The following is a 23,209-nucleotide window of genomic DNA, read 5'->3' on the forward strand; positions in this document are numbered from 1 at the left end:
GGGGGTTTATGCATAAAAAAACAAGGCTTGTTTTGTACAAGCCTTGTTTTGGTTAAGCGATGCGAATATTATTCCAAATAATGTTTTTTGAAATCTGAGTGAATAGAAAATTTACGGCGCAACTGGATGAGATTTTTCCCGAAGCTCTCTTCTAAAAGCTCTCTATGCTTTTTCAGAATTTCCATGAGGTACAGATCATGAATGATCACTTCAGTAATAGGCATGACTAAACCTACATGCATCGTCCATGCAGCACGGCTGTCGTTGCCAAGTGAGACAATGCCTGCTACGACTTCTGAATCATCTCCGCTATAGACAAGCCACCGTCCGTCATACTCTTCTGTAATTTCACTGCTCATATCATGAAGATAAACATTGGCAAAATCAGATACGATGTCTCCGTACGCAATAATGGTGACAATAACGCCTTGTTCTGCCGCCTGTTTGAGCTCTGCTTCTATCTCCTTAAAATCCTCTTTCCATATTTCTAAGAGGATTCTTTTTTTGGCAGATAAGATACAAGCCTTCACCTTTTCAAGAATTTCACTGCGGCCGGTGATATTCCAGATGTTTTCCCGGTCATTAGCAGTCTGCTCGAACTTTTCAAAATATTTCTCAGCCTGATCAAAATGCTCTTCCGCTTTGAGCCGGCGGTTTTTAATCAGTTCTTTTGCGGGGACAGGAACATACTGAGGCGTATTTCCATGACTGACAAAAACATCTCCCCTTAACACAAGGCTTTCCAAGACTTCATAAATTTTAGAACGGGGAACTCCGGATTTTTTGGCAACGGCATAGCCTGTTAAAGGTGATTCTTGCAATAATGCCAAATACGCTTTCGATTCATATTCGGTAAAATTGAGGTTTTTTAAAATGTCTAACATATTTTCTTTCATATATCCTCCAATATAAAGAGCAATCGCTGCCTTAGTAATCGCTATTTTAACAAACCATATTGATTTATTCCAAACTGATTGATACACTTTTATAAGTAGTTACTTTTGTAGTCACTAAATGATTGAGGGGATTTTTTAAAGGGGGAGAGAACAATGCACAGCTTACTCGCATACATACCGATCGCTGCCATGATGGTTATCATACCGGGGGCAGATACGATGCTTGTGATGAAAAATACGCTTAGGTATGGCCCGAAAGCCGGCCGTTATAACATTCTCGGATTGGCAACAGGACTTTCCTTTTGGACGGTGATTGCCATTTTAGGATTATCAGTGGTGATCGCAAAGTCAGTGATTCTTTTCACAACGATCAAATATTTGGGAGCGGCATACTTAATTTATTTAGGTGTAAAAAGTTTTTTTGCTAAAAGTATGTTTTCGTTAGATGACATGCAATCCCAAGCAAAAAATATGGCAAGTTCTCCGAAACGTTATTATAAAACTTCCTTTATGCAGGGATCACTCAGTAACATTCTCAATCCTAAAACTGTTTTGGTGTATGTTACAATCATGCCCCAATTTATCAATTTGAACGGAAATATAAACCAGCAGCTCATTATTTTAGCTTCAATCCTAACCTTATTAGCGGTGTTGTGGTTCCTGTTTCTTGTTTATATTATTGATTACGCAAAAAAATGGATGAAAAACTCGAAGTTCCAGAAAGTGTTTCAAAAAATTACCGGAATAATATTAGTAGGTTTCGGCATCAAAACTGGTTTGAGTTAACACTTAAATGAAGTGAATGAAATTTGAAACCAAAGTTTAATTTGTGTTTGACCCATAAAAAAGACAAGGGAGTGAGTATCCCTTGTCTTTTTTTTATTTCATCTTATGTCCTCTGCGGGTTTGCACCTTATACAAAATAATCAATAAAACAAACCAGACCGGGGTGACAAACAAAGCAATACGTGTATCATCCGCGAGTGCCAATATGACAAGAATGAACGCGAGAAATGCAAGTGTTAAATAGTTGGATAATGGGTAAAAAGGCATTTTAAATTTGTTTGCTTTCGCTTCATGCTGCCTTGTTTTTCGATATTTCAAATGGCAAATCACCGTGATGCCCCAAATAAAAATGAAGCATATTGTAGAAACACTTGTAATCAGTGTGAAGACTTGCTCGGGCATTAAATAATTCAGACTAACGCCAATCAGAATGGCGATGGATGAAAAGAACAGCGCATTGCTTGGCACGTTAGAAGAAGTTAATTTCTTTAATAGTCCAGGTGCGTGATGATCCTTTGCAAGCGAATAGACCATTCGGCTTGTGCTGAATAAAGCGCTATTTGCAGCTGATGCGGCTGATGTTAATACAACAAAATTGATCAAACTGGCAGCCACAACGATGCCTACTGCAGAGAAGACCTGAACAAATGGGCTTTCGTTTGGATTCAACACATTCCAAGGATAGATACACATAATCACGAAAAGTGCGCCAACATAAAAAAGTAAAATCCGGACAGGGATTTGATTGATGGCTTTAGGGATCACTTTTTGGGGATTTTCTGTTTCACCTGCTGTCAGTCCGACAAGTTCAATACCCACGAAAGCGAAGACGACCATTTGGAACGATAGGATAAACCCATGCCATCCATTTGGGAACATGCCGCCGTGGCTCCAAAGGTTGGTGAGGCTGGCAGGGCCGGAAGCTGCGGAAAAACCTTTCGCAATCAGGAAAATACCAGTTACGATCAGAGCCAGTATGGCAATGACTTTGATCAATGCAAACCAAAATTCTAATTCTCCGAAAAGTTTAACGGTGGCAAGGTTCATGATCAGCAGGATAATAAGCGCAAGAAGACCCGGCAGCCATTGAGGCGCATCGGGAAGCCAATATTGCGTATAAATGCCGACCGCCGTTAAATCAGCCATCGCGAGGGAGATCCAACAGAACCAGTAGGTCCACCCAGTGATAAATGCTGCCATGTTTCCTAAATAGTCCCTTACAAAATCAACAAAAGAGTGGTATCCCGCATTTGATAAGAGCAGTTCTCCGAGCGAACGCATAATGAAAAAGCAAAATACGCCGGTGATCAAGTAAGCAAATAAAATGGATGGTCCTGCAAAATGGATGGATTTACCTGAACCTAAAAATAAACCTGTACCGATTGCACCTCCAATCGCCATTAATTGTATATGCCTGTTTTTAAGGCCTCTAGACAATTTCTGTTGCTGGCCAAAATTGTCTTTGCTAGAATTGCCTATCAATTTTATTTTCCTCCAGTAATAAAAAGATGAGTAAAGTTTTATCGGATATTATAACATTTAAAAGAATAGATACTTTTATTTTTAAATTTTAAAACTATTTTAAGTGCTGTTACATGTCTTCTGGCTCTATTTTTCACTCGTGATTCTACCTGAATAGCAGAGTAAAACAGGAAAGACATTTGGACAATCTGACAGGCTAGCTTTAATCAGTAACGATTTGTATAATTGCATACCCACTATGTTTGAGACCTGCAGGGGGATCAAATCGAGAGAATCGGAGATAAAGTTTTTAAGCTTACAGATTTCTTAACCTTCAAAGTGGATTGCAAAAATGACGAAGTTTTGCAAATTGTAATACTGTGGCGGTCACATATTGTGTCCGTCTTTTTAGTTGTGAGCGAACTTAAGGGGTTATATTTGGGTAATTTGTCATGATCTATAAGATTCATTTTTTGTCATTGATGATTTTGACATCATTACATTCCCCGAGAATGATAAACTGTTTACTGATTATTACTTTTGAAGGGGACTGGCCCTCCAGAACTGAGCATCTATCATACTAATATGAGATGCAAATGATTCAAAATGTAAACATATACGCATAAAAGCCAGTTTTGTCAATCTGCTATAGAGACCTTTTTAAACGTGTATCAGCAGATAATCTCAACGCGGACTATAAAGTTTCGAAATATTCTTGTTAATGGCTTATCTAATAAGGACAAAGGATGATAGACGTGAGAAGAATAGATAAAATATACCATCAGCTCAAGCATAATTTTCATGATTCAACCTTAGATCATCTTTTAAAAATACAAGGGAATTCAGCAAAGGAGATTGCCGAGCAGCTGAAAATGGAGCGGTCCAATGTCAGCTTTGAATTGAACAATCTCGTCCGGTCCAAAAAGGTCATCAAAATTAAAACGTTTCCTGTAAGATACATCCCAGTCGAGATAGCAGAAAAATTATTCAACAAGAAATGGGATACAGAGATGATGGAAGTGAAAGACCTTCAGGCGTTTTCCGGAAATTCAAAGCAAAATCATCAACACATTTCCACGAATCCCCTAGAGCTTATGATAGGGGCAAAAGGGAGTTTGAAGAAAGCGATCTCCCAGGCAAAAGCAGCTGTCTTTTATCCGCCGAACGGTCTGCATATGCTCCTCCTAGGGCCGACTGGTTCCGGTAAATCCCTTTTTGCGAACCGAATTTACCAGTTTGCCATTTACTCTGACATATTGAAGGCCGGCGCACCATTTATTACATTTAACTGTGCAGACTACTACAACAACCCTCAATTATTGCTTTCTCAATTATTCGGACACAAAAAAGGTTCATTTACAGGTGCTGCCGAGGATAAGGCGGGTTTAGTCGAACAGGCCAATGGGGGCATTCTTTTTATGGATGAAATCCACCGTCTCCCTCCCGAGGGACAAGAAATGCTGTTTTATTTTATTGACAGCGGTTCTTATAACAGGCTTGGAGAATCTGAACATAAACGAACATCGAACGTATTGTTTATTTGTGCGACTACAGAAAATCCGAGTTCTGCACTATTGAAAACGTTTTTGCGAAGAATCCCAATGACCATTCATATTCCTTCGCTTGAAGAACGATCGCTTAAAGAAAGAGTGGATCTGACGACGTTTTTATTAGGGAAAGAAGCAGAGCGAATTAAGAAGAATCTGAGTGTGCATATCGATGTCTATAATGCGCTTATTCACTCTGCGAAATTTGGGAATGTCGGACAGCTGAAATCAAATGTCCAGTTAGTTTGCGCACACGGATTTTTGCATAACCTTGACAGAAATGAAGTTATTGAACTGACTGTTCGCGATCTGCCTGATGAAATCAAGCAAGAATGGATGTCCAGCAGCAAAAACATGCAAAGAAGCAAAGCCATTTCTGAATATGTCAATATTACAACGATTATCTCTCCGATTGTAGAAGATGAAACAACAAAAATTGACGAAGACCTCTCATTTAACTTATATCATTTGATTGAGGAAAAAGTGAAAACGCTTATGAAAGAAGGTTTATCCAAAAAGGATATTAACCAGTACATCTTGACTGATGTCCATTTGCATGTCAGAAGTTTTTTTCATCATCAAGCTTTTCAAAAAGACAACCTGCTGACATTCGTTGAAGATGATGTGATTCAAATGACAAAACAGTTAAAAGAAATAGCTGAACATGAGCTGGATTGCACATTTGACCGTAAGTTTATTTATTTCTTGAGTATGCATATTGACGCATTTTTAAAGCGAGGAAAGCAAATTGATGTTTTGAATACACAGGAGACAGATGAAATTCGTGATACTCATGTGAAAGAATATCGGGTGGCGATGATTTTTAAAGATAAAATTCAGGAATATTTTAAAGTGGCTATTCCTGAAATAGAAGTCATCTACTTAACGATGTTAATTCATTCCATCAAATCGTTAAAGGAGAACAAAAGAGTCGGTATTATCGTGGCTGCTCATGGAAACAGCACGGCGAGTTCAATGGTTGAAGTCGCGACAGAACTGCTAGGGAGTACGCCGATTGCAGCAGTTGACATGCCGCTTACTGTTTCACCTTCGGACATTTTTGAATGCGTAGCAGAAAAAATGAAACAGGTTGATGAAGGCGAAGGTGTTTTAATGCTGGTAGATATGGGGTCGCTTGCAATGCTGGAAAGCAGGCTGGAGGAAAAGACAGGCATTTCTATTAAAACGATCAGTAATGTTACGACTTCAATGGTGCTGGATGCTGTCAGAAAGGTCAACTATTTGAATTTAAATTTGCATGCGATCTATCAATCGGTCACGAAGGATTTTATCGAGTTGTGGGAGCGTCAGCCAGCGGCACCCGGCAAAAAGAAGGCATTGGTATCCATCTGCACCACGGGCAGCGGGACGGCCAAAAAGCTGGAAGACATTCTAACCACGATCGTAAACAAGGCCTCCGATACACCGATTCACATATTGACCGTATCATCGATTAAGCTGGCCAACAGCATAAAAGAAATCGAAAAAGAGTATGAAATCCTTGCGACAGTCGGAACGAAAGATCCTAAAATCAATGCTCCGCATGTATCTTTAGAAGTGTTAATTGAAGGGGAGGGAGAGAAGCTGATTCAACAGGCGATTACAAAAGGAAGCATCCCCTTGAGCAATGGATTGAACGAAGCAAATATGATTGTTAGGGAGCTTTGCGAGGATATCCTGAAAAAATACCTTGTCTTCTTGAATCCCCATCATGTGATCGAAATGTTATTGGAGTGGCTGCAAACCGTTCAAGATGAGCTGGGGGTCATTTTCAATAATGCGGTTTTGATCAAAGTCATTATGCACACGGCTTTCGCCTTTGAAAGGGTAATTAAGCAAAATCCGATCGCTTTCTCAGAGGAAGAAGAGATCAATGATCAGCTGAAGGAAATGGTGTACGTGACAGAGCGAACATTAGCCCCTTATGAAGAAAAGCTCGGACTTCGCATAAGTGATGATGAAAAATTATTTATAGCCGCCATATTTGCTGAAGAAGTGCATGGCCAGCTGTTTTAAAAACAGTTTTTTCATATGAACCTGTATTAAATGGAACACCATTTTAATACAGGTTTATTTTTTTCGTTTTAAGTGTTTCAACAACAAATTGCGATTGGCTGAAATAACAATGAAAACGCTTAACACAACTGTGTTGGCACGATCCTTGCATTATATATGGATGTACAAAACAGGAAAGGAGCAATAGACATGATTTCAGTTATTATCAGCGGTCATGGAGATTTTCCCATAGCATTAAAAGAGTCTTCAGGGATGATATTCGGTGAAGAAAATAACCTGATTGCAGTGCCGTTTTTTAAAGGGGAAGGAATACAAACGCTGCAAGAAAAATATCATCAGGCGCTCAAGGATATCCCGGAAGAACATGAAGTGCTTTTTTTAGTCGATATTTTTGGAGGGACGCCATATAACGCGGCAGCTTCCTTTATTGCTGAGGATCAAAGAATGGATATGGCAGCCGGCGTAAACCTGCCGATTCTGCTGGAGGTATTAAGCCTGAGAGAACATCTGGCTCTCAAAGATTTGCTGAACAACTTAAAAGCAATGAGTCAGCAAAGCTTTCAAGTGTGCAGTGAACATTTAGAAAAAGTAAAAACAGCCAATCAAGATACAAGAGAGGATGAATTATGATGAACATTGTGTTAGCAAGAATTGATGACCGCTTTATTCACGGCCAAATCCTGACAAGGTGGATAAAAGTCCATGCAGCCGACCGAATCATCGTTGTCTCCGACGATATTGCTCAGGACGAAATGAGAAAAACGCTGATCCTTTCTGTTGCGCCTTCAAATGTAAAGGCGAATGCCGTCTCGGTTTCTAAAATGGCAAAAGCATTTCATAGTCCGCGCTACGAAGGGGTAACGGCAATGCTCTTGTTTGAAAATCCGTCCGATATTGTATCTCTTATAGAAGCAGGTGTACCGATCAAAACCGTAAACGTCGGGGGAATGCGTTTTGAAAATCACCGCAGGCAAATCACAAAATCAGTCAGTGTCACAGAACAAGATATAAAGGCATTTGAAACATTAAGTGACAAGGGCGTGAAACTGGAATTGAGGCAGCTGCCTTCAGATGCCAGTGAGGATTTTGTACAGATTTTACGGAACGTAACAAAATAATCAAGGGGATGAGAATATGTCTTCATTACAAATTATTTTGTTGTTAATCATTGCAGCAATCACCGGAATCGCAAGTGTATTGGATGAAGGGCAGACACACCGTCCGCTTGTGGCCTGTACGTTGGTTGGCTTGGTGCTCGGGGACTTAAAAACGGGAATTATTCTTGGAGGCACACTGGAGCTGATGGCGCTCGGCTGGATGAACGTCGGGCTTGCCATGGCACCTGATACAGCGATCGCCTCTGTCATCTCAACCATTTTAGTTATTACCGCTGATCAAGGAATTGGCGAAGGGATTGCTGTCGCTGTTGCTTTAGCAGCTGCGGGTCAGGCGCTGACGATTTTTGTTCGGACGATCACTGTCTTTTTCATCCACCGCGCTGATCAATATGCGAAAGCGGGAAATATAAAAGGAATTGAAATTATGCATATTACCGCGATGGTGTTTCAAGCTTTGCGCGTCATGATTCCTACATTGATTGTTGCTTTAATTAGTGTCAGCGCTGTTCAGGCGTTCCTGGGAAATATTCCTGATGTCATTACAAAAGGACTGCAAATAGGCGGAGGCATTATTGTGGTTGTCGGGTATGCCATGGTGATCAATATGATGAATATTCCTTATTTAAAGCCATTTTTCTATATTGGTTTCTTATTAGCGGCGTTTACCGATTTTAACTTAGTGGGATTTGGAGCCCTTGGTCTCTGTCTGGCGCTTTTATACCAGCAGGTGATGCAAAAACAAAGCGCTCACGGAGCAGTCGCGGCCGCATCAGACAGTGGCAGTGTTGCTGTTTATGATGACGATGATGATCTTGATGCCTAAACGATGAGGGGGGAAGAAAAAATGGAGAAAGAAAAACGATTAACGAAGAAAGAAATTTTCAGCATGTTTATTCGTTCAAATTTTTTACTCGGTTCCTTTAACTTCGAACGTGTGCAGGCAATGGGATATTGTTATGTCATGATACCGGCGATCAAAAAATTGTACGGTCCCGGAGCGAAAAGAAACGAAGCCTTGCAGCGGCATTTGGAATGGTTTAATACACATCCGTGGCTGACAGCGCCTATATTTGGTGTGACGGCAGCCATGGAAGAAGAAATGGCGAACAATAAAGGAATTGACGGAAAAGCGATAAGCGGAATGAAAATTGGTTTGATGGGACCAATAGCGGGCGTAGGCGACCCAATTTTCTGGGGAACGATTCGTCCTGTCTTAGCTGCGCTAGGAGCCTCCCTTGCTTTAGGAGGAAACATTGCCGGCCCTTTGCTATTCTTTTTCTTGCTGAATGCCATAAGATTAAGCACAAAATATTATGGATTAAAGTATGGCTATGTGAAAGGAATGGAGATTCTTCAGGATTTAGCGGGGAATCGCATTCAAAAGCTTACAGAGGGCGCTTCGATTCTCGGATTATTTGTTATGGGGGCTCTCGTGTCCAAATGGACCACCATCAACATTCCAATCGTTGTATCCAGGATTAAGGATGAAAGCGGAAAAGTAGATGTTCAAACGGTACAAAATGTGTTAGACAGCATTATGCCGGGTGCGCTGCCTCTCGGATTAACGTTATTGGTGGCATGGATGCTTCGCAAAGGGGTGAATCCTCTTCTCATTATTTGCGGCATCTTTGTCATCGGGATTCTCGGGTATTGGGCTGGATTCTTAGCATAAGGTGTGTGAAGGAAAAAGAGAGAAACTGCAGCAGTCTTTTCATATATAAATCATTCGGATAACAGCGAAACAGAGGAGAATTGCCAGAAACGGACCAGCTTGCTTAGCAGTCTCTCTTGAAAGTGTTCAAACATGAAGAGAGGAGCGAAGGAACAAATGAAAAAGAGACTTATTCAAGTCATGATCATGTTCACCCTGCTGTTGACTATGGCATTTTCGGCAGATGCAGCCGATTCAAGCTACTATGATGAGGATTACCGTCCTCAATACCACTTCACACCAGAGGCAAACTGGATGAATGACCCAAACGGAATGGTATATTATGCCGGGGAATATCACTTGTTCTATCAATACCATCCATACGGGCTTCAGTGGGGGCCCATGCATTGGGGGCATGCCGTCAGCAAAGATTTGGTTACATGGGAACACCTTCCTGTTGCGCTGTATCCGGATGAAAAAGGCACGATCTTTTCTGGAAGCGCAGTTGTAGATAAAAATAACACAAGCGGTTTTCAAACAGGCAAAGAGAAGCCGCTTGTGGCCATTTATACACAGGATCGGGAAGGCCATCAAGTGCAAAGTATTGCCTATAGCAACGACAAAGGAAGAACATGGACGAAATACGCTGGCAACCCTGTCATTCCAAACCCGGGTAAAAAAGATTTTCGCGATCCAAAAGTCTTTTGGTATGAAAAAGAAAAAAAGTGGGTAATGGTGCTTGCGGCCGGTGACCGTATCCTCATTTATACATCAAAAAATCTGAAGCAGTGGACGTATGCAAGTGAATTTGGACAGGATCAAGGAAGCCACGGGGGAGTATGGGAATGCCCGGATTTATTTGAGCTTCCGGTAGACGGCAATCCGAATCAAAAGAAATGGGTCATGCAGGTCAGTGTCGGAAACGGAGCGGTCTCGGGAGGATCAGGCATGCAATATTTTGTAGGGGACTTTGATGGAACTCATTTTAAAAATGAAAACCCGTCAAACAAAGTTCTCTGGACGGATTACGGCAGAGACTTTTATGCGGCTGTATCCTGGTCCGATATTCCATCAACAGACAGCCGCCGGCTATGGTTAGGGTGGATGAGCAATTGGCAATATGCGAATGATGTTCCGACATCCCCATGGAGAAGTGCAACGTCCATTCCAAGAGAGTTAAAATTGAAAGCGTTTACCGAAGGGGTTAGAGTGGTCCAAACACCAGTGAAAGAGCTGGAAACCATTCGCGGGACCTCTAAGAAGTGGAAGAATCTGACCATATCGCCTGCAAGTCATAATGTGTTAGCAGGGCAATCTGGAGATGCCTATGAAATAAATGCAGAATTTAAAGTAAGCCCTGGTTCAGCTGCTGAATTTGGTTTTAAGGTCCGAACAGGTGAAAATCAATTTACGAAGGTCGGCTATGACCGAAGGAACGCCAAATTGTTCGTTGACCGGAGCGAGTCGGGCAACAATACCTTTAATCCGGCCTTTAACACCGGAAAAGAAACAGCCCCATTGAAGCCGGTAAATGGGAAGGTTAAGATGCGCATTTTTGTTGACCGCTCTTCGGTTGAAGTATTTGGGAATGACGGAAAGCAGGTCATAACGGATATTATTCTCCCAGACCGATCAAGCAAAGGGCTTGAATTATATGCTGCAAATGGCGGTGTAAAGGTAAAATCTTTAACGATACACCCTTTGAAAAAGGTATGGGGAACGTCACCTTTTATGTCCAATTTGACTGGCTGGACGAATGTAAATGGCACATGGGCCGACACAATTGAGGGGAAACAAGGGAGGTCGGACGGAGATTCCTTTATCTTGTCTTCAGCATCCGGGTCAGACTTCACTTATGAATCTGATATCACCATTAAGGATGGAAACGGAAGAGGGGCAGGAGCACTTATGTTTCGCTCTGACAAAGATGCCAAAAACGGTTACCTTGCCAATGTGGATGCGAAGCATGATCTAGTGAAATTCTTTAAATTTGAGAACGGTGCTGCTTCTGTCATTGCTGAATACAAAACACCGATAGACGTTAATAAAAAGTATCATCTGAAAACAGAGGCCGAGGGCGATCGCTTTAAAATCTATTTAGATGATCGTCTTGTGATTGATGCAAATGATTCCGCATTTTCAGAAGGCCAATTTGGCTTGAATGTGTGGGACGCGACTGCTGTCTTTCAGAATGTAAAGAAGGAGTCTTAATTTTAAAAAAGGCACAGACCCGAACAGTCTGTGCCTTCTCGTTATTTCAACAAGTTTAAAGATTCGCGGTTAAATGCTTCCAAATCATCAGGTGTTCTGCTTGTGACAATGTTGTGGCTGACGACTACTTCTGCATCTTTGTAGTTTGCACCGGCATTGATTAAATCTTTGCGGATGCTGCGGTAGCCTGTGATATCTTTGCCTTTTAGAAGATCCGTATCAATCAGTACTTGCGGGCCGTGGCAAATTGCGAAAACAGGTTTTTTGTTTTCGACAAATGCTTTTGCGAATTCACCCGGACGGTCATCTGCACGAAGCAAATCCGGAGAGAATCCCCCAGGAATTAAAAGTGCATCAAAGTCACTTGCATCCACATCAGAGATGGCTTTGTCAATCTTTACTTTCTCGCCATGCTTACCGGTAACTTCTTTGCCGGCTTCCAAATCGATAGCCACAACACTGTAGCCAGCTTCTTCGTATGCTTTTACCGGACTTGTATATTCGATGTCTTCGAATTGGTCTGTAACAAGAACTGCAATTTTTTTGCTCATAAAAACCCTCCTAATAACTCTCTATTCATAGAATAACAGGAAGATTGACCGGCCTTCAAAATATTTGCTTAACGAGATCGTTTTTCGTGAGTTTCAATAAAAGCGGGTCAGCCCCATATAAGGACTAACCTATTACAATGTGGAAATATCAATCACAAATCGATAACGGACATCGCTTCGGAGGATACGTTCGTATGCTTCGTCCACTTGGTCAGCTCCGATGACTTCGATTTTAGGTTCGATGCCATGCTCAGCTGCGAAATCCAGCATCTCTTGAGTTTCTTGAATTCCGCCGACTAGAGAACCTGCAATGCTGCGGCGCCCCATGATTAGGGAAAACACACTGTATGTGTCCGGCTTGGCAGGAGCTCCAACGTTTACAAGTGTCCCGTCTATACGAAGCATTGATAAATAGGCATCTACATCGAGATTTGCCGATACCGTATTTAAGATCACGTCAAAACGCCCGGCCAATGCAGTGAATGTAGCTGGGTCACTTGTTGCCAAGTAATGATTTGCCCCGAGTTCCAGAGCTTCCTCTTTCTTATTCATGGAACGGCTCAGGACAGTTACCTCTGCACCCATCGCATGTGCAAATTGAATCGCCAAATGTCCAAGGCCACCCACGCCTACAATCGCAACTTTTTTACCCGGGCCAACATTCCAGTGTTTCAGCGGAGAATATGTTGTGATACCTGCACACAACAGCGGACTGGCAACATCCATTTCCAAACGATCTGGGATTCGAACAACAAATCTGTCAGTGACAACGATTTTTTGGCTGTACCCGCCATAAGTGGGGTTTCCGTCGTAGTCTACTGAGTTATACGTTTGAACAACACCCTTCGTGCAGAACTGTTCCTCTCCGTTTAGACAGTATTCGCATTCTCCGCATGAGTCAACAAAACAGCCGACACCAACGCGGTCCCCGACAGCAAACTTTGTGACTTCTGCTCCAACGGCTGTTACGACACCGGCTATTTCATGTCCTGGCACCATTGGGAAGATGCCACCGCCCCATTCATCAAAAGCACTATGAATGTCTGAATGGCAAATACCGCTGAATTTAATATCGATTAAGACATCGTGCGGCCGTAATTCTCTTCGCTCAATCGTCGTTTGTTCAAATTTGGCTTTTGCATGTGACACGCTTAATACACGGGTTTGATGTTGATTACACATATGAACCTATCCTTTCTTCATCATAAGTGTTGTAAATAAAAACATGCACTTATTTATGTTTTATGGTGTCTTCAACATAACGATAAACCTTAAAGTCTGCTTTAAGGCAAGGGTTTTTTAAAAAAACCATTTAAAATGAACCTGATTTATAAGGTGAGATACAGTCAGAATGCAGAAGCTGTAATGATGCTGCGATCCCGGGGTGAAAGTTGTTCCTCTCTTGCCCAAATGTCACCGAATAGAACATCATCATGAAGTTCAGCAAACTTTGGCGTAAATTCTCCTAATTGTTCTCTTCCGGCAGTTTGTTTATTTGCCATTCAGCAATCCCTCCATCTAACCTGTTTTTATTGCATGGAGAAGTATAGAGTTTAAAGTGTGCTTTAAGGCAAGTCCCGAATATATAAACCCAGATTCAGCACTTGTTTTGAGCTTGACTTAAAGTTAACTTTAAGTGTTACCTTCACAACATACAGGATAGAGAGGTGAAGATCATGAATATTGCTCAGGTGGCAAAGCAGTTTGGCCTGACAGCCGCAACACTCCGATATTACGAACGTGTAGGATTAATCCCGCCTGTAAAATGAAAAGACAGCGGCATTCGCGACTATGATGAAGAAGATATCAAATGGATTGAATTCATTAAATGCATGCGAAATGCGGGACTATCGATAGAAGCGCTAATTGAATATACAACATTATTTACCGAAGGTGACCGTACAGTAGAAGCTCGAAAAAATATCCTGGCTGACGAACGACAGCGGCTGATAGAGAAGCGGAAAGAAATTGATGAAACAATTAAAAGATTAGACACAAAAATTAAAGATTATGATGGGAAATTGCGCGAAAACGAGGCAAAGCTCAAAAGCAGGCCTAAAACGGAAAGTCTTCACGGATCAGTGGAGCAAAGAAGGTAGCATTCCTTGCGTTTGAAGAGGGCAGGTTAAAACGAAGGATTTTGATTCTGGCCTGTTTTCTCCATCAAGAGATCGCATAAAAAGAGGTGGTTACGATTCCTTATTTGGATTGGAGAAATTGCAAACATTATCGGAGATCAGATGGAAAAAAGCGGGTTAATCTATTTACGGTCATAGGACCCGAACAAACAGTGCTCATTTTGAAGCTGAGGAACAGTTGTGGCCAATCAATATTGTTCCTCAGCAAATCAGTCATTGTATGTTAAAGGGTCGGCAATTGAATGGCTGTATCAATATTTTTTAAATTCAGCTTGACTTGTTCGTCAGTATTCCAAGGATGGTACCAGCCTTTTTCCATCATATAGCTCGAGAGTTGTTCGTGCATATCGAGTGCTTCTTCCAAATGGCGGATAAGGACTTCTTTTACTTCAGGCGTTCCGGCTTCAGTGGCTGCCATCGCATAATTTCTGACTCCGTTTTTTGCTGAAATTAATAAGTCCATAGCAATGATTTGGTCTGTTAGAACATTCATGCCAGTCAGATATTCTATGATAGGATTCATGATTTATTCATCTCCTCATTCGTGCTTTGCATTAGATAAAATAGAGGCAAATTCCTGCAGCTGGCGTGTGGTGATATCAACATCTTGCTGCATGATTTCTTTCAGCTTCGGATCAGATACCAGTGCTTTCATTGTTTTAGATTTCGTCAAACAAAGTGTCTTAAATGAAGTCATTTCCTGAACCTCAAGCACTTCGTGTAAGGCGTATTCCATTTCTGTAACCTCCGTTTTTTAAGGCTTTAACACAACTTTGATACAATCATCCATTTTTGAATCAAAAATGTCATAGCCATGCTTAGCTTCACTAAGCGGCAGGACATGGCTGACAACATCTCCCGGGTCAATTTTGCCCGTTGATACTAGTTCAAACATGTACGGCATATAGTGGATCACAGGAGCCTGTCCAGAGCGTATATTGACGTTTCGCTGCATGATATCGCCTAGCGGAAAACCGTTATATCTGCCTCCGTACACACCTGTAATTTGTATGGTTCCTCCTTTGCGAACAGCTTGAGAGGCAATGACCAATGCACTCATTGTTCCGCCATGAAGCTTTAAGCCGCTGGCAAGGAACTCGAGATCGCTCATTTTACCATCCATCCCAACAGCGTCAATGACTACATCCGCTCCGCCTTTCGTGATTTCCTTTAAATAATTCCCTGTATTCTCATGGTCTTCAAAATTAACGATTTCTACTTTGTTTGTACGTTTCGCATGCTGTAAGCGATAGTTTACATAGTCAACTGCTATGACGCGTTTTGCGCCTTTTAGCCAACAAAACTTTTGAGCAAACAGGCCGACTGGTCCGCAGCCGAGAACGATAACAGTATCGCCGTCTTTTACACCGGCATTGTCCACACTCCAAAAGCCGGTGGTCATAGCATCGGCAATCACGCTTAATTTCTCATCGGGTTCCTCACAAGATTCAGGGATTTTAAAATGGGTAAAATTCGCAAACGGCACTCTTAAATATTCAGCTTGCCCGCCTGGATAACCGCCAGTTTGCCCTGAATAGCCGAAATAAGCACCCATTTCCCCATTGTCATTAGACTGATCACATTGGCTTTCCAGCTGGTTTTTACAAAAAAAACATTCACCGCAGGCGATCGTAAAAGGGATAATGACGCGGTCACCTTTTTTGACCTTTGTAACCCCTGGTCCAACTTCTTCAACAATTCCCATCGGTTCATGGCCGATGACATAGTCTTCATGGAGATTAGGAATCAATCCATGGATTAAGTGTAAATCTGATCCGCAAATGGCTGTACTGGTGACTTTGATAATCATGTCATCGGATTTTTCAATCTTTGGATCGGGGACATCTTTGACAACAACATTTTTAATGCCTTGATACGTTACTGCCTTCATGCTGTACAACCTCCAGTGTTAGTGTTCATCAGGTGTCCGGTCAAACATCCCTTTGCGATTTGTTTCATCAGGAAAGAGGTTCATATTGCCGACCATGATCGTGTTTTTTGCAGAGAGCTGATCCAGCTTATACTGTTCGCTCAGCTCATATGGGTGGAACCATTTTTTGCTGATCATCAGTTCCGTAATCTCTTGGTGCATCGCAATTCCTTGCATCAGCTGTTTCCGAAGCAGTGCTCTTACATCTGGTGAAGCGGTTTCTGTCAAAGCTACAGCAGTATTCCTTACGCCTTCCTTAGCTCGTATAAGAAAATCCATCGCGAATGTAGTGTCTGCTAGTTCAGGCACATTCAGCGAATTAATGGGGTCTAAATGATCATTATTCAAAGAGGCTTACCTCCCTTTCAATTGATGATTGGCGTTGGGCGGCTTTGAGGGACAGGGGCCTGAAATGAGGCACGCTCATAAACCGCTTGTAATTCAGTAAGGTCTTGAATGGATTGCTGTACATCTTTTTCCATCAAGTCCTTCAGTTCTTGGTCAAACACAAGCCCTTGCATTAACTTTGATTTCGCTATACAAAGTGTTTTAAAGTTCACGATTTCATGTAAGTCAACAGCCTCATGAGCTGCCAATGTTTGATGATCCATATTGATGTAACCTCCTTTTATCAACGTTACATTTCCCGAAATGAAGTTGAAGCATACAGAAAATACACTCGGTATCATTTTTTGTTTTAAGAATCGCTGTTTTTGCTCGTTCTTATGACATGGACTAAACTGCACTTAAATCAGATATAAGGGTGAAGTGTGGAAATTTATTTATGGAAACTTGACATAGGGCTGTCAGGTTTCTTTGGTATCATTAAATTGGATGACCAGTAAAAGTATGGTTTTATAGGAGGCACTCGATATGAAGCTGTTACAAATTAGACTGTTGGTGAATGATTTTAAGAAAAGCGTCGAGTTTTATAAAGATTCATTAGGACTTCCAATAAGTTGGTTAGAGAATGAAATGGAATATGCACTCTTTGATAATGGGGAAACGAAAATAGAGCTTTTATCTCGAGAAACGATGGCTGAAATCGTTGGAGAGGAAAAAAAGTCCTTGGAAGGAGAAGCTCAATCAAAATTTTTGCTTCAGTTTAAGGTAGAAGATGTTGATAAAACGTATGACGATTTACACGAAAAAGGAGTTAAATGTGAGAATAAACCGCATGATCGCAAGGAATGGAGTGCCCGAGTTGCTCACTTCAGAGATCCAGATCATAATCTGATTGAAATATATAAAATGTTATGATTTTTCGACTCGCAAAATCATAGAATAACGTTTGATAACGTATCTAATCATTTTTATACGCCCTGGTAAAAGAAAGCAAAGTCATAATAGGTTGCGGACACTGAACTTGCAGCATTTACGCTGATTTGTATGGTGTCCGTTTTTGATTGGTGAAAAAGGTGGAGTATCTATGAATCGAGAAGAAGCGTGGATACAAGGAAGCAGTACACTGATTGAGTTAATTGGTGGAAACGAAGCCGCTTGATCCATGTCCTTTTTCCTGATTGTCAATCGTGATTACCGACTGGACAAATGATTAAGAGCCAAATGTAACACACCATCAATATCAAGCCTGACTACCATTTATTTTGTATCCTTAATTGTCGAAAACATAGGAATAATTCCACTTTTGAAAGATCTAGTTTATGGTACATTGATAAATATATGGGAGGGGAGGAGGCATGGTATCTGAAAGTAAATCCTTAACTGGATGTAAGAAAGTCAAACGTACGGCATTTATAAGGGGAGGGTATAAGGTGAATAAGTTAAAGAGGCTAAGTATGCTAACGGTGATGATTGCATCTGTGTTCATCCTTTCTAGCCATGCACTTGCGGCTCAGTATTATACGGTTTCAACAAGCAGCGGTGCTCCTGTCAACATGCGCAGCGGCCCAGGTACAAGTTGGGGAATTGTAACGACCATTCCGAGCGGAACCCGCATCCCGATCTATTGCTACAAAACCGGTACAACTGTAACTGGAAAGTATGGAACGAGCAATATTTGGAATTACACAGAGCGGACGCTTGCCAGCGGGGAGATCGTTCCTGGATTTGTCTCTGATACATATATGTATACAGGCTCAGACGGTCCGGTTGTTCCTAAATGCAGCTGGTAGCATATGTTCTATCGTTTCTTAAAATGAAGGAATTGAAGAAAGAGGGATGACATTGACTAAACTGAAAATGCTGAGTATGTTAACCGTTATGATTGCATCATTATTCATTTTTTCCAGTCAGGCACTTGCCGTTCAGTACTTTACTGTCTCAACAAGCAGCGGTGCGCCTGTCAATATGCGCAGCGGTCCTGGTACAAATTATCCTATTATGCTTTCCATTCCGAGCGGCTCCCGTGTTCCTTATTATTGTTATGCTTATGGAACGACTGTTACAGGGAAGTATGGAACGAGTAATATCTGGGACCAAATCCAGTGGAAAGATTCCCGGGGTGTCGTGAATATTGGATATGTGTCTGACACATATGTGTACACAGGATCAGACGGCCCTGTCGGTTACAAATGCAATTAGCTAAATACTCCGTACAATAGAATCTCTTCTTAAGGGCCTATCTAGGACGAACCATACCAACTATTGTTGTTGGTATGGTTTTTGTTGCGATGAAGTCTTCCATACCTGCATTTGTGGTGATTTTCAAAAGAGATTCATGATGTTAGACACTGGTTGTTGTTGAGGACAAAATAACGAGCCGCTTTAGAGTTGTATCTAATGGTATAAATACGGAATTAAGATAGGAAATAATCAATAGGAGAACGTAATGTACAAACCTATTTTTCGATGAAATTCCTAATATCACTTTGGTTAAACATCTCACATTGCGTTCTCGTTAGTGAAAAGTTCTTTTTACGCTTCGTGAAATCTTCTCTAATTCCATAGTTAGTTTTACCTGTCCTATTATGAAAATTTTAATGAATCCTTAACACGTATGTTTCTTTTCTTTTTCTAACATGTCGTGTAACCTCTCAGAAAATTCTTTATGGTATATTGTGTACCCCGTATGATTTCCGGGGAATTCAACCAATTCTGTTTTCAATTGTTCCGCTAGGGCGTTCGCGCAACGATAAGGAAAAAGCTCCCGAGAAGCACTTCCGCCAGCTGGGAGTACCTTCATCGGTGAAGATGTAAACACAGTTTTTAATGCTTCGAAATCTAATGTATAGTTGAGAATTCCTTGAATTTCATACTCAGTGAAATACGTTGAATTGCCGAGAAGCCGCTTTGTCAGCACAGCCTTTGATTGTTCGTCTGTCTCTAATCTTGACATTAACTTAATGACTTCACTTCGATGATTTTTCTTAAGGTCTTCCATAAATTGCTCGGCTTGTTTCAGCTCATTTCCATGCAGAAGCTGCAATAAGATTGGTTCGTGTGGGATCATGACATGTACTTGTTCGGGATGGCGTATGCACAGATCAAGCCCGATAACAGCCCCGGAGCTGCTTCCAAATACGTATGCCGGCTTATTGGTGATTTTGGCTAGAAGACTGTGAGCATCGTCACTGTGTGTTTCCACACGGTAATCCTCAATCTGATTGGCGAGATTGCTGCGGGAATGGCCGCGGCGATCGTAAGTAACAACCGAGTACCAGTTAGCCAGATGATTGGCAACATGATGGAACTTGTCGGCATCACCGCCTCCGCCGTGGACCAAAAGAATGATTGGACCTGAGCCACGCACCTGATAGTGGATGTTCGCGCCGGGTACTTGCAACGTTCCATTGTTTATCGTCATTTGTAGGACCTTCCTTTCTTCTCCTCTCCCTTAACTTTACACAATTGGCCAATGGTATCATATGCAGGAAATAACTAAGAAACAAACTCGCCATATAAAAAGCACTGATTATTTTTTATCAGTGCTTCCGTTTTGTTTATTTAGAGTAGACAATTTTTTTTATTGTTTCAATAGAGAGGTGATATTCATCAGATAATTGATGAATGGTTTTGCCGTTTTTAAATGCTTTTTTAATAGAAGCGTTTCTGTCATCGATCAGCTTTCTTGTTCCTGAACACGCACCCCATTTTTGATGAGAGGATTCAGGTTTAGGGATATATATTGTTTTTCCTTGAACATACTTTTGAATTTCCGATATCAGCTTTTCAGGTAAAATAGCGGTTGCTTTTACATATGCCATTTCTGCCAGCTCCTTATTTTTTTATGTCAAATAAGGTGCAAAGCCACTATATCAGAAAAGCTTACTTGGGCGATCTTTTAGAAAGTCTACCCCATGCAAAGTATCGCCTTCCCAATAGTAGGCTTTGCATGGGACGTTGCGGAATCTGGCATTCTCATCTTGCTTGCCATTTACATCACCTCCCTAACGATTTTCGATGATCACTTCCATTATAAAATAGAGTAAAGCCTATGGCATCTTGTTAATGAAAGTTGAAGCAGTATGAAAGGGACCTTCCCAGTGAGAGGGGCTAAGGCTGATTGGCAATGAAAAGAGTAAGATTCAAGCTATATTACTTTAGATTCAAAATATTTACAAATTGATGTATTTTCAACAATAGGGCAGTTTCATCATGTATACTGAGTCTGTATTTACAATATTTAGAAAGGGGAAGTAAAATGAAAATCAGTATGCAAAAAGCAGATTTTTGGAAAAAAGCAGCGATCTCATTACTTGTTTTCACCATGTTTTTTACCCTGATGATGAGCGAAACGGTTTTTGCGGCGGGACTGAATAAAGATCAAAAGCGCCGGGCGGAACAGCTGACAAGTATCTTTGAAAACGGCACAACGGAGATCCAATATGGATATGTAGAGCGATTGGATGACGGGCGAGGCTATACATGCGGACGGGCGGGCTTTACAACGGCTACCGGGGATGCATTGGAAGTAGTAGAAGTATACACAAAGGCAGTTCCGAATAACAAACTGAAAAAGTATCTGACTGAATTGCGCCGTCTGGCCAAGGAAGAAAGCGATGATACAAGCAATCTCAAGGGATTCGCTTCTGCCTGGAAGTCGCTTGCAAATGATAAGGAATTTCGCGCCGCTCAAGACAAAGTAAATGACCATTTGTATTATCAGCCTGCCATGAAACGATCGGATAATGCCGGACTAAAAACAGCATTGGCTAGAGCTGTGATGTACGATACGGTTATTCAGCATGGCGATGGTGATGACCCTGACTCTTTTTATGCCTTGATTAAACGTACGAACAAAAAAGCGGGCGGATCACCTAAAGACGGAATAGACGAGAAGAAGTGGTTGAATAAATTCTTGGACGTACGCTATGACGATCTGATGAATCCGGCCAATCATGACACCCGTGACGAATGGAGAGAATCAGTTGCCCGTGTGGACGTGCTTCGCTCTATCGCCAAGGAGAACAACTATAATCTAAACGGACCGATTCATGTTCGTTCAAACGAGTACGGTAATTTTGTAATCAAATAAGCAGTGAGGAAAAGAAACCGCTGCAGATGAACTCAATCTAAAAGATACCAATGATGTTGGTATCTTTTTATTTGCAGTAAAAAGTATTCAATTTTCTCTATAATGATTATGTCATGCTTGAGGCAGATACATGAAAGGACCTTGGCGATTTCATAAAATACAATATAGAGGCTTTTTTAAAGCCATGCAAGATTACAATGGATCTGTGCAAGAAGGCGCATTCAATCCATCTATTAACGATGGAAAGGGGGAGGCTTTTTGCACAGTCCATCTACATCATTTGATAGTCTCCATGCGTATAAACTGTTCCGTCCATAATACGTCGTGCGGTACGGACGATCTTTATACCAGTGGGCTCCACCATTGTTTCAATAATACCAGAAGAATGAGCTAGCCGAACCTTTGTAGAGTGGTTTTTTGCTATTCTTGCAGGGATTGCACCTTCCACTGAAAGGGCTCTTGTTGTACATATCGCTCCAGTGACAGCCAGTGCTTGATGTGGCTTTTGCATGGACATCATCCTGATGTGTAAGTCCATCTCAACGCTTGAATGCCAAGCACCTGTACTATCTTTATATTTCTCTGGTTTTGCTACTATAGCCAGTTTGGGGACAGCCGGCGATAACTTTGTAGCTGAAAATCGACTGGCAAAGCCGCATTTCTCTGCCGCAATGGATCTTAATTCTTCAAATTGAGCCAACTGTAAATCAGTAAATTCTTCTGCAAGTTCCGTTCCCTCCAGGCCGATACTGCTGGCTTCCACAAAAACTAATGGATTTGCATAGTCGATAATAGACACCTCTATTTGGCCTTGACTTGTATCTAAAAACTCCGAACTATTTCCAGTAGGCAATAAATGACCGGTAACTGAACCAGCGGCATCATGAAAGTTTAAATAGATTGGAGATCCAGATCCAGGCACTCCAGATATCGTAACATCTCCGTCATATTTGACCTGACCGTCTTCCACTTCCACTTCCGCAATGATCATTTTATTCGTATTGGTATTCAGGATCCTTACCGCAGTCATTGGTTCTGTCGCTTTTACAAGTCCTTCTTCGATAGCAAATGGACCAACAGCAGCGGAGATATTTCCGCAGTTCCCCTTAAAGTCCACCTTTTCTTCCGAAATGCTGACTTGACCGAAAGTATAGTGAACATCAATATCCGAAGTATATGCTTTCTTTATTATTGCCACTTTACTAGTAAGGGAATTACCGCCACCCAAACCATCTATTTGTCTTTTATCAGGACTTCCCATGACATCAAGCAAAAAGGGCTCCCATTCGTTTTTATTGTTAGGCATGGCTGATTCGTGGAAAAAAACGCCTTTGCTTGTTCCGCCTCTCATGATTGTTACATTCGTCTTGACCATCGTCATCATCCTCATCTTAAAGGTAGTATTTTTTATGTTTTTTAGTGTAGAAGGTAAAAAAATAAAAATAAAATATAAGTTTTCTTAATATT

The 23,209-nt window shown here is 41.4% G+C and carries 26 protein-coding genes and 2 pseudogenes; 14 read left to right on the plus strand and 14 right to left on the minus strand.

Annotated features, from left to right (window positions below; all coding sequences use genetic code 11):
* Positions 1-68: 68 nt before the first annotated feature.
* Positions 69-896: a TrmB family transcriptional regulator gene (locus tag SB658_RS02035; protein ID WP_128422324.1), complete on the minus strand. Its 828-nt coding sequence runs from the start codon at positions 894-896 to the stop codon at positions 69-71.
* 153 nt (positions 897-1,049) lie between these two features.
* Between SB658_RS02035 and SB658_RS02040 the strand changes: the two genes are divergently transcribed.
* Complete coding sequence (locus SB658_RS02040; protein WP_003229828.1) at positions 1,050-1,682, plus strand: LysE family transporter; 633 nt, start codon at positions 1,050-1,052, stop codon at positions 1,680-1,682.
* Positions 1,683-1,775: 93 nt separating this feature from the next.
* Here SB658_RS02040 and SB658_RS02045 read toward each other — a convergent pair whose 3' ends face one another.
* Both SB658_RS02045 and SB658_RS02050 read right to left on the minus strand, forming a co-directional pair.
* Positions 1,776-3,164 carry an amino acid permease gene (locus SB658_RS02045; protein WP_015714401.1) on the minus strand — a complete coding sequence of 463 codons (1,389 nt, stop codon included), beginning with the start codon at positions 3,162-3,164 and terminating at the stop codon, positions 1,776-1,778.
* Positions 3,165-3,202: 38 nt separating this feature from the next.
* The gene (locus tag SB658_RS02050; RefSeq protein ID WP_128422323.1) at positions 3,203-3,343 is read right to left on the minus strand and encodes a hypothetical protein; all 141 of its coding nucleotides are present in this window, start codon (positions 3,341-3,343) and stop codon (positions 3,203-3,205) included.
* A gap of 555 nt (positions 3,344-3,898) precedes the next feature.
* Between SB658_RS02050 and levR the strand changes: the two genes are divergently transcribed.
* The 7 genes from levR to sacC all read left to right on the plus strand — a co-directional run bounded on the left by levR (position 3,899) and on the right by sacC (position 11,686).
* Positions 3,899-6,706: a transcriptional regulator LevR gene (gene levR / locus SB658_RS02055; protein ID WP_072175810.1), complete on the plus strand. Its 2,808-nt coding sequence runs from the start codon at positions 3,899-3,901 to the stop codon at positions 6,704-6,706.
* Between the two features lie 189 nt (positions 6,707-6,895).
* On the plus strand, positions 6,896-7,336 hold the full coding sequence (gene levD / locus SB658_RS02060) for a PTS fructose transporter subunit IIA (RefSeq protein WP_003246144.1): 441 nt from the start codon (positions 6,896-6,898) through the stop codon (positions 7,334-7,336).
* Positions 7,336-7,824, plus strand: a complete 489-nt coding sequence (levE, locus tag SB658_RS02065) for a PTS fructose transporter subunit IIB (RefSeq protein ID WP_072175811.1) — start codon at positions 7,336-7,338, stop codon at positions 7,822-7,824. The genes levD and levE overlap by 1 nt, the downstream gene beginning before the upstream one ends.
* A gap of 16 nt (positions 7,825-7,840) precedes the next feature.
* Positions 7,841-8,647 carry a PTS fructose transporter subunit IIC gene (gene levF, locus SB658_RS02070; protein ID WP_014477476.1) on the plus strand — a complete coding sequence of 269 codons (807 nt, stop codon included), beginning with the start codon at positions 7,841-7,843 and terminating at the stop codon, positions 8,645-8,647.
* A 21-nt stretch (positions 8,648-8,668) separates the two neighbouring features.
* The gene (levG, locus tag SB658_RS02075) at positions 8,669-9,496 is read left to right on the plus strand and encodes a PTS fructose transporter subunit IID (RefSeq protein ID WP_003229834.1); all 828 of its coding nucleotides are present in this window, start codon (positions 8,669-8,671) and stop codon (positions 9,494-9,496) included.
* 116 nt (positions 9,497-9,612) lie between these two features.
* Positions 9,613-9,744, plus strand: a complete 132-nt coding sequence (locus SB658_RS02080) for a hypothetical protein (protein WP_223497671.1) — start codon at positions 9,613-9,615, stop codon at positions 9,742-9,744.
* The gene (gene sacC / locus SB658_RS02085; RefSeq protein ID WP_250634991.1) at positions 9,683-11,686 is read left to right on the plus strand and encodes a levanase; all 2,004 of its coding nucleotides are present in this window, start codon (positions 9,683-9,685) and stop codon (positions 11,684-11,686) included. Before SB658_RS02080 ends, sacC begins: the two co-directional genes overlap by 62 nt.
* A 41-nt stretch (positions 11,687-11,727) precedes the next feature.
* On the opposite strand, the gene yraA is transcribed toward sacC, so the two are convergent.
* From yraA to SB658_RS02100, 3 genes and pseudogenes are all read right to left on the minus strand, one after another.
* The gene (gene yraA / locus SB658_RS02090; protein ID WP_003229836.1) at positions 11,728-12,237 is read right to left on the minus strand and encodes a cysteine protease YraA; all 510 of its coding nucleotides are present in this window, start codon (positions 12,235-12,237) and stop codon (positions 11,728-11,730) included.
* A gap of 132 nt (positions 12,238-12,369) precedes the next feature.
* Positions 12,370-13,419, minus strand: coding sequence for an NAD(P)-dependent alcohol dehydrogenase (locus SB658_RS02095; RefSeq protein WP_144500676.1), 1,050 nt, complete (start codon positions 13,417-13,419; stop codon positions 12,370-12,372).
* A gap of 130 nt (positions 13,420-13,549) precedes the next feature.
* A pseudogene (locus SB658_RS02100) lies at positions 13,550-13,739 on the minus strand (carboxymuconolactone decarboxylase family protein).
* 174 nt (positions 13,740-13,913) lie between these two features.
* Between SB658_RS02100 and adhR the strand changes: the two are divergent.
* Positions 13,914-14,336: pseudogene (gene adhR, locus SB658_RS02105) on the plus strand (aldehyde stress transcriptional regulator AdhR).
* A 262-nt stretch (positions 14,337-14,598) separates the two neighbouring features.
* Here the strand turns inward: adhR and SB658_RS02110 are convergent.
* From SB658_RS02110 to SB658_RS02130, 5 genes are read right to left on the minus strand one after another with little or no spacing between them, the layout of a single operon-like run.
* Positions 14,599-14,898, minus strand: a complete 300-nt coding sequence (locus SB658_RS02110; RefSeq protein WP_043856871.1) for a spore coat protein — start codon at positions 14,896-14,898, stop codon at positions 14,599-14,601.
* A 15-nt stretch (positions 14,899-14,913) separates the two neighbouring features.
* Positions 14,914-15,111, minus strand: a complete 198-nt coding sequence (locus tag SB658_RS02115) for a hypothetical protein (RefSeq protein ID WP_021480190.1) — start codon at positions 15,109-15,111, stop codon at positions 14,914-14,916.
* Between the two features lie 18 nt (positions 15,112-15,129).
* Positions 15,130-16,266 carry a zinc-dependent alcohol dehydrogenase gene (locus SB658_RS02120; RefSeq protein WP_024571543.1) on the minus strand — a complete coding sequence of 379 codons (1,137 nt, stop codon included), beginning with the start codon at positions 16,264-16,266 and terminating at the stop codon, positions 15,130-15,132.
* Positions 16,267-16,284: 18 nt separating this feature from the next.
* Positions 16,285-16,653: a spore coat protein gene (locus SB658_RS02125; protein ID WP_009967868.1), complete on the minus strand. Its 369-nt coding sequence runs from the start codon at positions 16,651-16,653 to the stop codon at positions 16,285-16,287.
* A gap of 17 nt (positions 16,654-16,670) precedes the next feature.
* Positions 16,671-16,916 carry a spore coat protein F-like protein YraG gene (locus SB658_RS02130; RefSeq protein ID WP_003229845.1) on the minus strand — a complete coding sequence of 82 codons (246 nt, stop codon included), beginning with the start codon at positions 16,914-16,916 and terminating at the stop codon, positions 16,671-16,673.
* 262 nt (positions 16,917-17,178) lie between these two features.
* Between SB658_RS02130 and SB658_RS02135 the strand changes: the two genes are divergently transcribed.
* The 4 genes from SB658_RS02135 (at position 17,179) to SB658_RS02150 (ending at position 18,849) form a co-directional block, all read left to right on the plus strand.
* Positions 17,179-17,565 (plus strand): VOC family protein, encoded by a 387-nt coding sequence (locus SB658_RS02135; protein ID WP_004398984.1) that lies wholly within the window; start codon positions 17,179-17,181, stop codon positions 17,563-17,565.
* Positions 17,566-17,707: 142 nt separating this feature from the next.
* Positions 17,708-17,809, plus strand: coding sequence for a hypothetical protein (locus tag SB658_RS02140; RefSeq protein WP_119123071.1), 102 nt, complete (start codon positions 17,708-17,710; stop codon positions 17,807-17,809).
* A gap of 271 nt (positions 17,810-18,080) precedes the next feature.
* Positions 18,081-18,440: an SH3 domain-containing protein gene (locus SB658_RS02145; RefSeq protein WP_144500677.1), complete on the plus strand. Its 360-nt coding sequence runs from the start codon at positions 18,081-18,083 to the stop codon at positions 18,438-18,440.
* Between the two features lie 52 nt (positions 18,441-18,492).
* Positions 18,493-18,849: an SH3 domain-containing protein gene (locus tag SB658_RS02150; protein ID WP_004398671.1), complete on the plus strand. Its 357-nt coding sequence runs from the start codon at positions 18,493-18,495 to the stop codon at positions 18,847-18,849.
* A 406-nt stretch (positions 18,850-19,255) separates the two neighbouring features.
* Here SB658_RS02150 and SB658_RS02155 read toward each other — a convergent pair whose 3' ends face one another.
* The gene (locus tag SB658_RS02155; protein ID WP_144500678.1) at positions 19,256-20,071 is read right to left on the minus strand and encodes an alpha/beta hydrolase; all 816 of its coding nucleotides are present in this window, start codon (positions 20,069-20,071) and stop codon (positions 19,256-19,258) included.
* Between the two features lie 136 nt (positions 20,072-20,207).
* Positions 20,208-20,471 (minus strand): CD3324 family protein, encoded by a 264-nt coding sequence (locus tag SB658_RS02160; protein WP_003229850.1) that lies wholly within the window; start codon positions 20,469-20,471, stop codon positions 20,208-20,210.
* A gap of 437 nt (positions 20,472-20,908) precedes the next feature.
* On the opposite strand from SB658_RS02160, the gene csn reads away from it, so the two are divergent.
* Positions 20,909-21,742: a chitosanase gene (csn, locus tag SB658_RS02165; protein WP_029727156.1), complete on the plus strand. Its 834-nt coding sequence runs from the start codon at positions 20,909-20,911 to the stop codon at positions 21,740-21,742.
* 271 nt (positions 21,743-22,013) lie between these two features.
* Here the strand turns inward: csn and SB658_RS02170 are convergent, their stop codons facing one another.
* Positions 22,014-23,117 carry a 2-methylaconitate cis-trans isomerase PrpF family protein gene (locus SB658_RS02170; RefSeq protein ID WP_017696050.1) on the minus strand — a complete coding sequence of 368 codons (1,104 nt, stop codon included), beginning with the start codon at positions 23,115-23,117 and terminating at the stop codon, positions 22,014-22,016.
* Positions 23,118-23,209: the final 92 nt, after the last annotated feature.

Origin of the sequence: Bacillus sp. SIMBA_008 (assembly GCF_046535495.1) — a bacterium.
GTDB lineage: Bacteria > Bacillota > Bacilli > Bacillales > Bacillaceae > Bacillus > Bacillus subtilis.

Bases quoted from the DNA above. Each gene is read 5' to 3' on its own strand.
- SB658_RS02035 (WP_128422324.1), bottom strand. From the start codon at position 896: ATGAAAGAAAATATGTTAGACATTTTAAAAAACCTCAATTTTACCGAA.
- SB658_RS02040 (WP_003229828.1), top strand. From the start codon at position 1,050: ATGCACAGCTTACTCGCATACATACCGATCGCTGCCATGATGGTTATC.
- SB658_RS02050 (WP_128422323.1), bottom strand. From the start codon at position 3,343: ATGTCTTTCCTGTTTTACTCTGCTATTCAGGTAGAATCACGAGTGAAA.
- levD (WP_003246144.1), top strand. From the start codon at position 6,896: ATGATTTCAGTTATTATCAGCGGTCATGGAGATTTTCCCATAGCATTA.
- levE (WP_072175811.1), top strand. From the start codon at position 7,336: ATGAACATTGTGTTAGCAAGAATTGATGACCGCTTTATTCACGGCCAA.
- levF (WP_014477476.1), top strand. From the start codon at position 7,841: ATGTCTTCATTACAAATTATTTTGTTGTTAATCATTGCAGCAATCACC.
- levG (WP_003229834.1), top strand. From the start codon at position 8,669: ATGGAGAAAGAAAAACGATTAACGAAGAAAGAAATTTTCAGCATGTTT.
- sacC (WP_250634991.1), top strand. From the start codon at position 9,683: ATGTTCACCCTGCTGTTGACTATGGCATTTTCGGCAGATGCAGCCGAT.
- yraA (WP_003229836.1), bottom strand. From the start codon at position 12,237: ATGAGCAAAAAAATTGCAGTTCTTGTTACAGACCAATTCGAAGACATC.
- SB658_RS02095 (WP_144500676.1), bottom strand. From the start codon at position 13,419: ATGTGTAATCAACATCAAACCCGTGTATTAAGCGTGTCACATGCAAAA.
- SB658_RS02110 (WP_043856871.1), bottom strand. From the start codon at position 14,898: ATGAATCCTATCATAGAATATCTGACTGGCATGAATGTTCTAACAGAC.
- SB658_RS02115 (WP_021480190.1), bottom strand. From the start codon at position 15,111: ATGGAATACGCCTTACACGAAGTGCTTGAGGTTCAGGAAATGACTTCA.
- SB658_RS02120 (WP_024571543.1), bottom strand. From the start codon at position 16,266: ATGAAGGCAGTAACGTATCAAGGCATTAAAAATGTTGTTGTCAAAGAT.
- SB658_RS02130 (WP_003229845.1), bottom strand. From the start codon at position 16,916: ATGGATCATCAAACATTGGCAGCTCATGAGGCTGTTGACTTACATGAA.
- SB658_RS02135 (WP_004398984.1), top strand. From the start codon at position 17,179: ATGAAGCTGTTACAAATTAGACTGTTGGTGAATGATTTTAAGAAAAGC.
- SB658_RS02155 (WP_144500678.1), bottom strand. From the start codon at position 20,071: ATGACGATAAACAATGGAACGTTGCAAGTACCCGGCGCGAACATCCAC.
- SB658_RS02160 (WP_003229850.1), bottom strand. From the start codon at position 20,471: ATGGCATATGTAAAAGCAACCGCTATTTTACCTGAAAAGCTGATATCG.
- csn (WP_029727156.1), top strand. From the start codon at position 20,909: ATGAAAATCAGTATGCAAAAAGCAGATTTTTGGAAAAAAGCAGCGATC.
- SB658_RS02170 (WP_017696050.1), bottom strand. From the start codon at position 23,117: ATGGTCAAGACGAATGTAACAATCATGAGAGGCGGAACAAGCAAAGGC.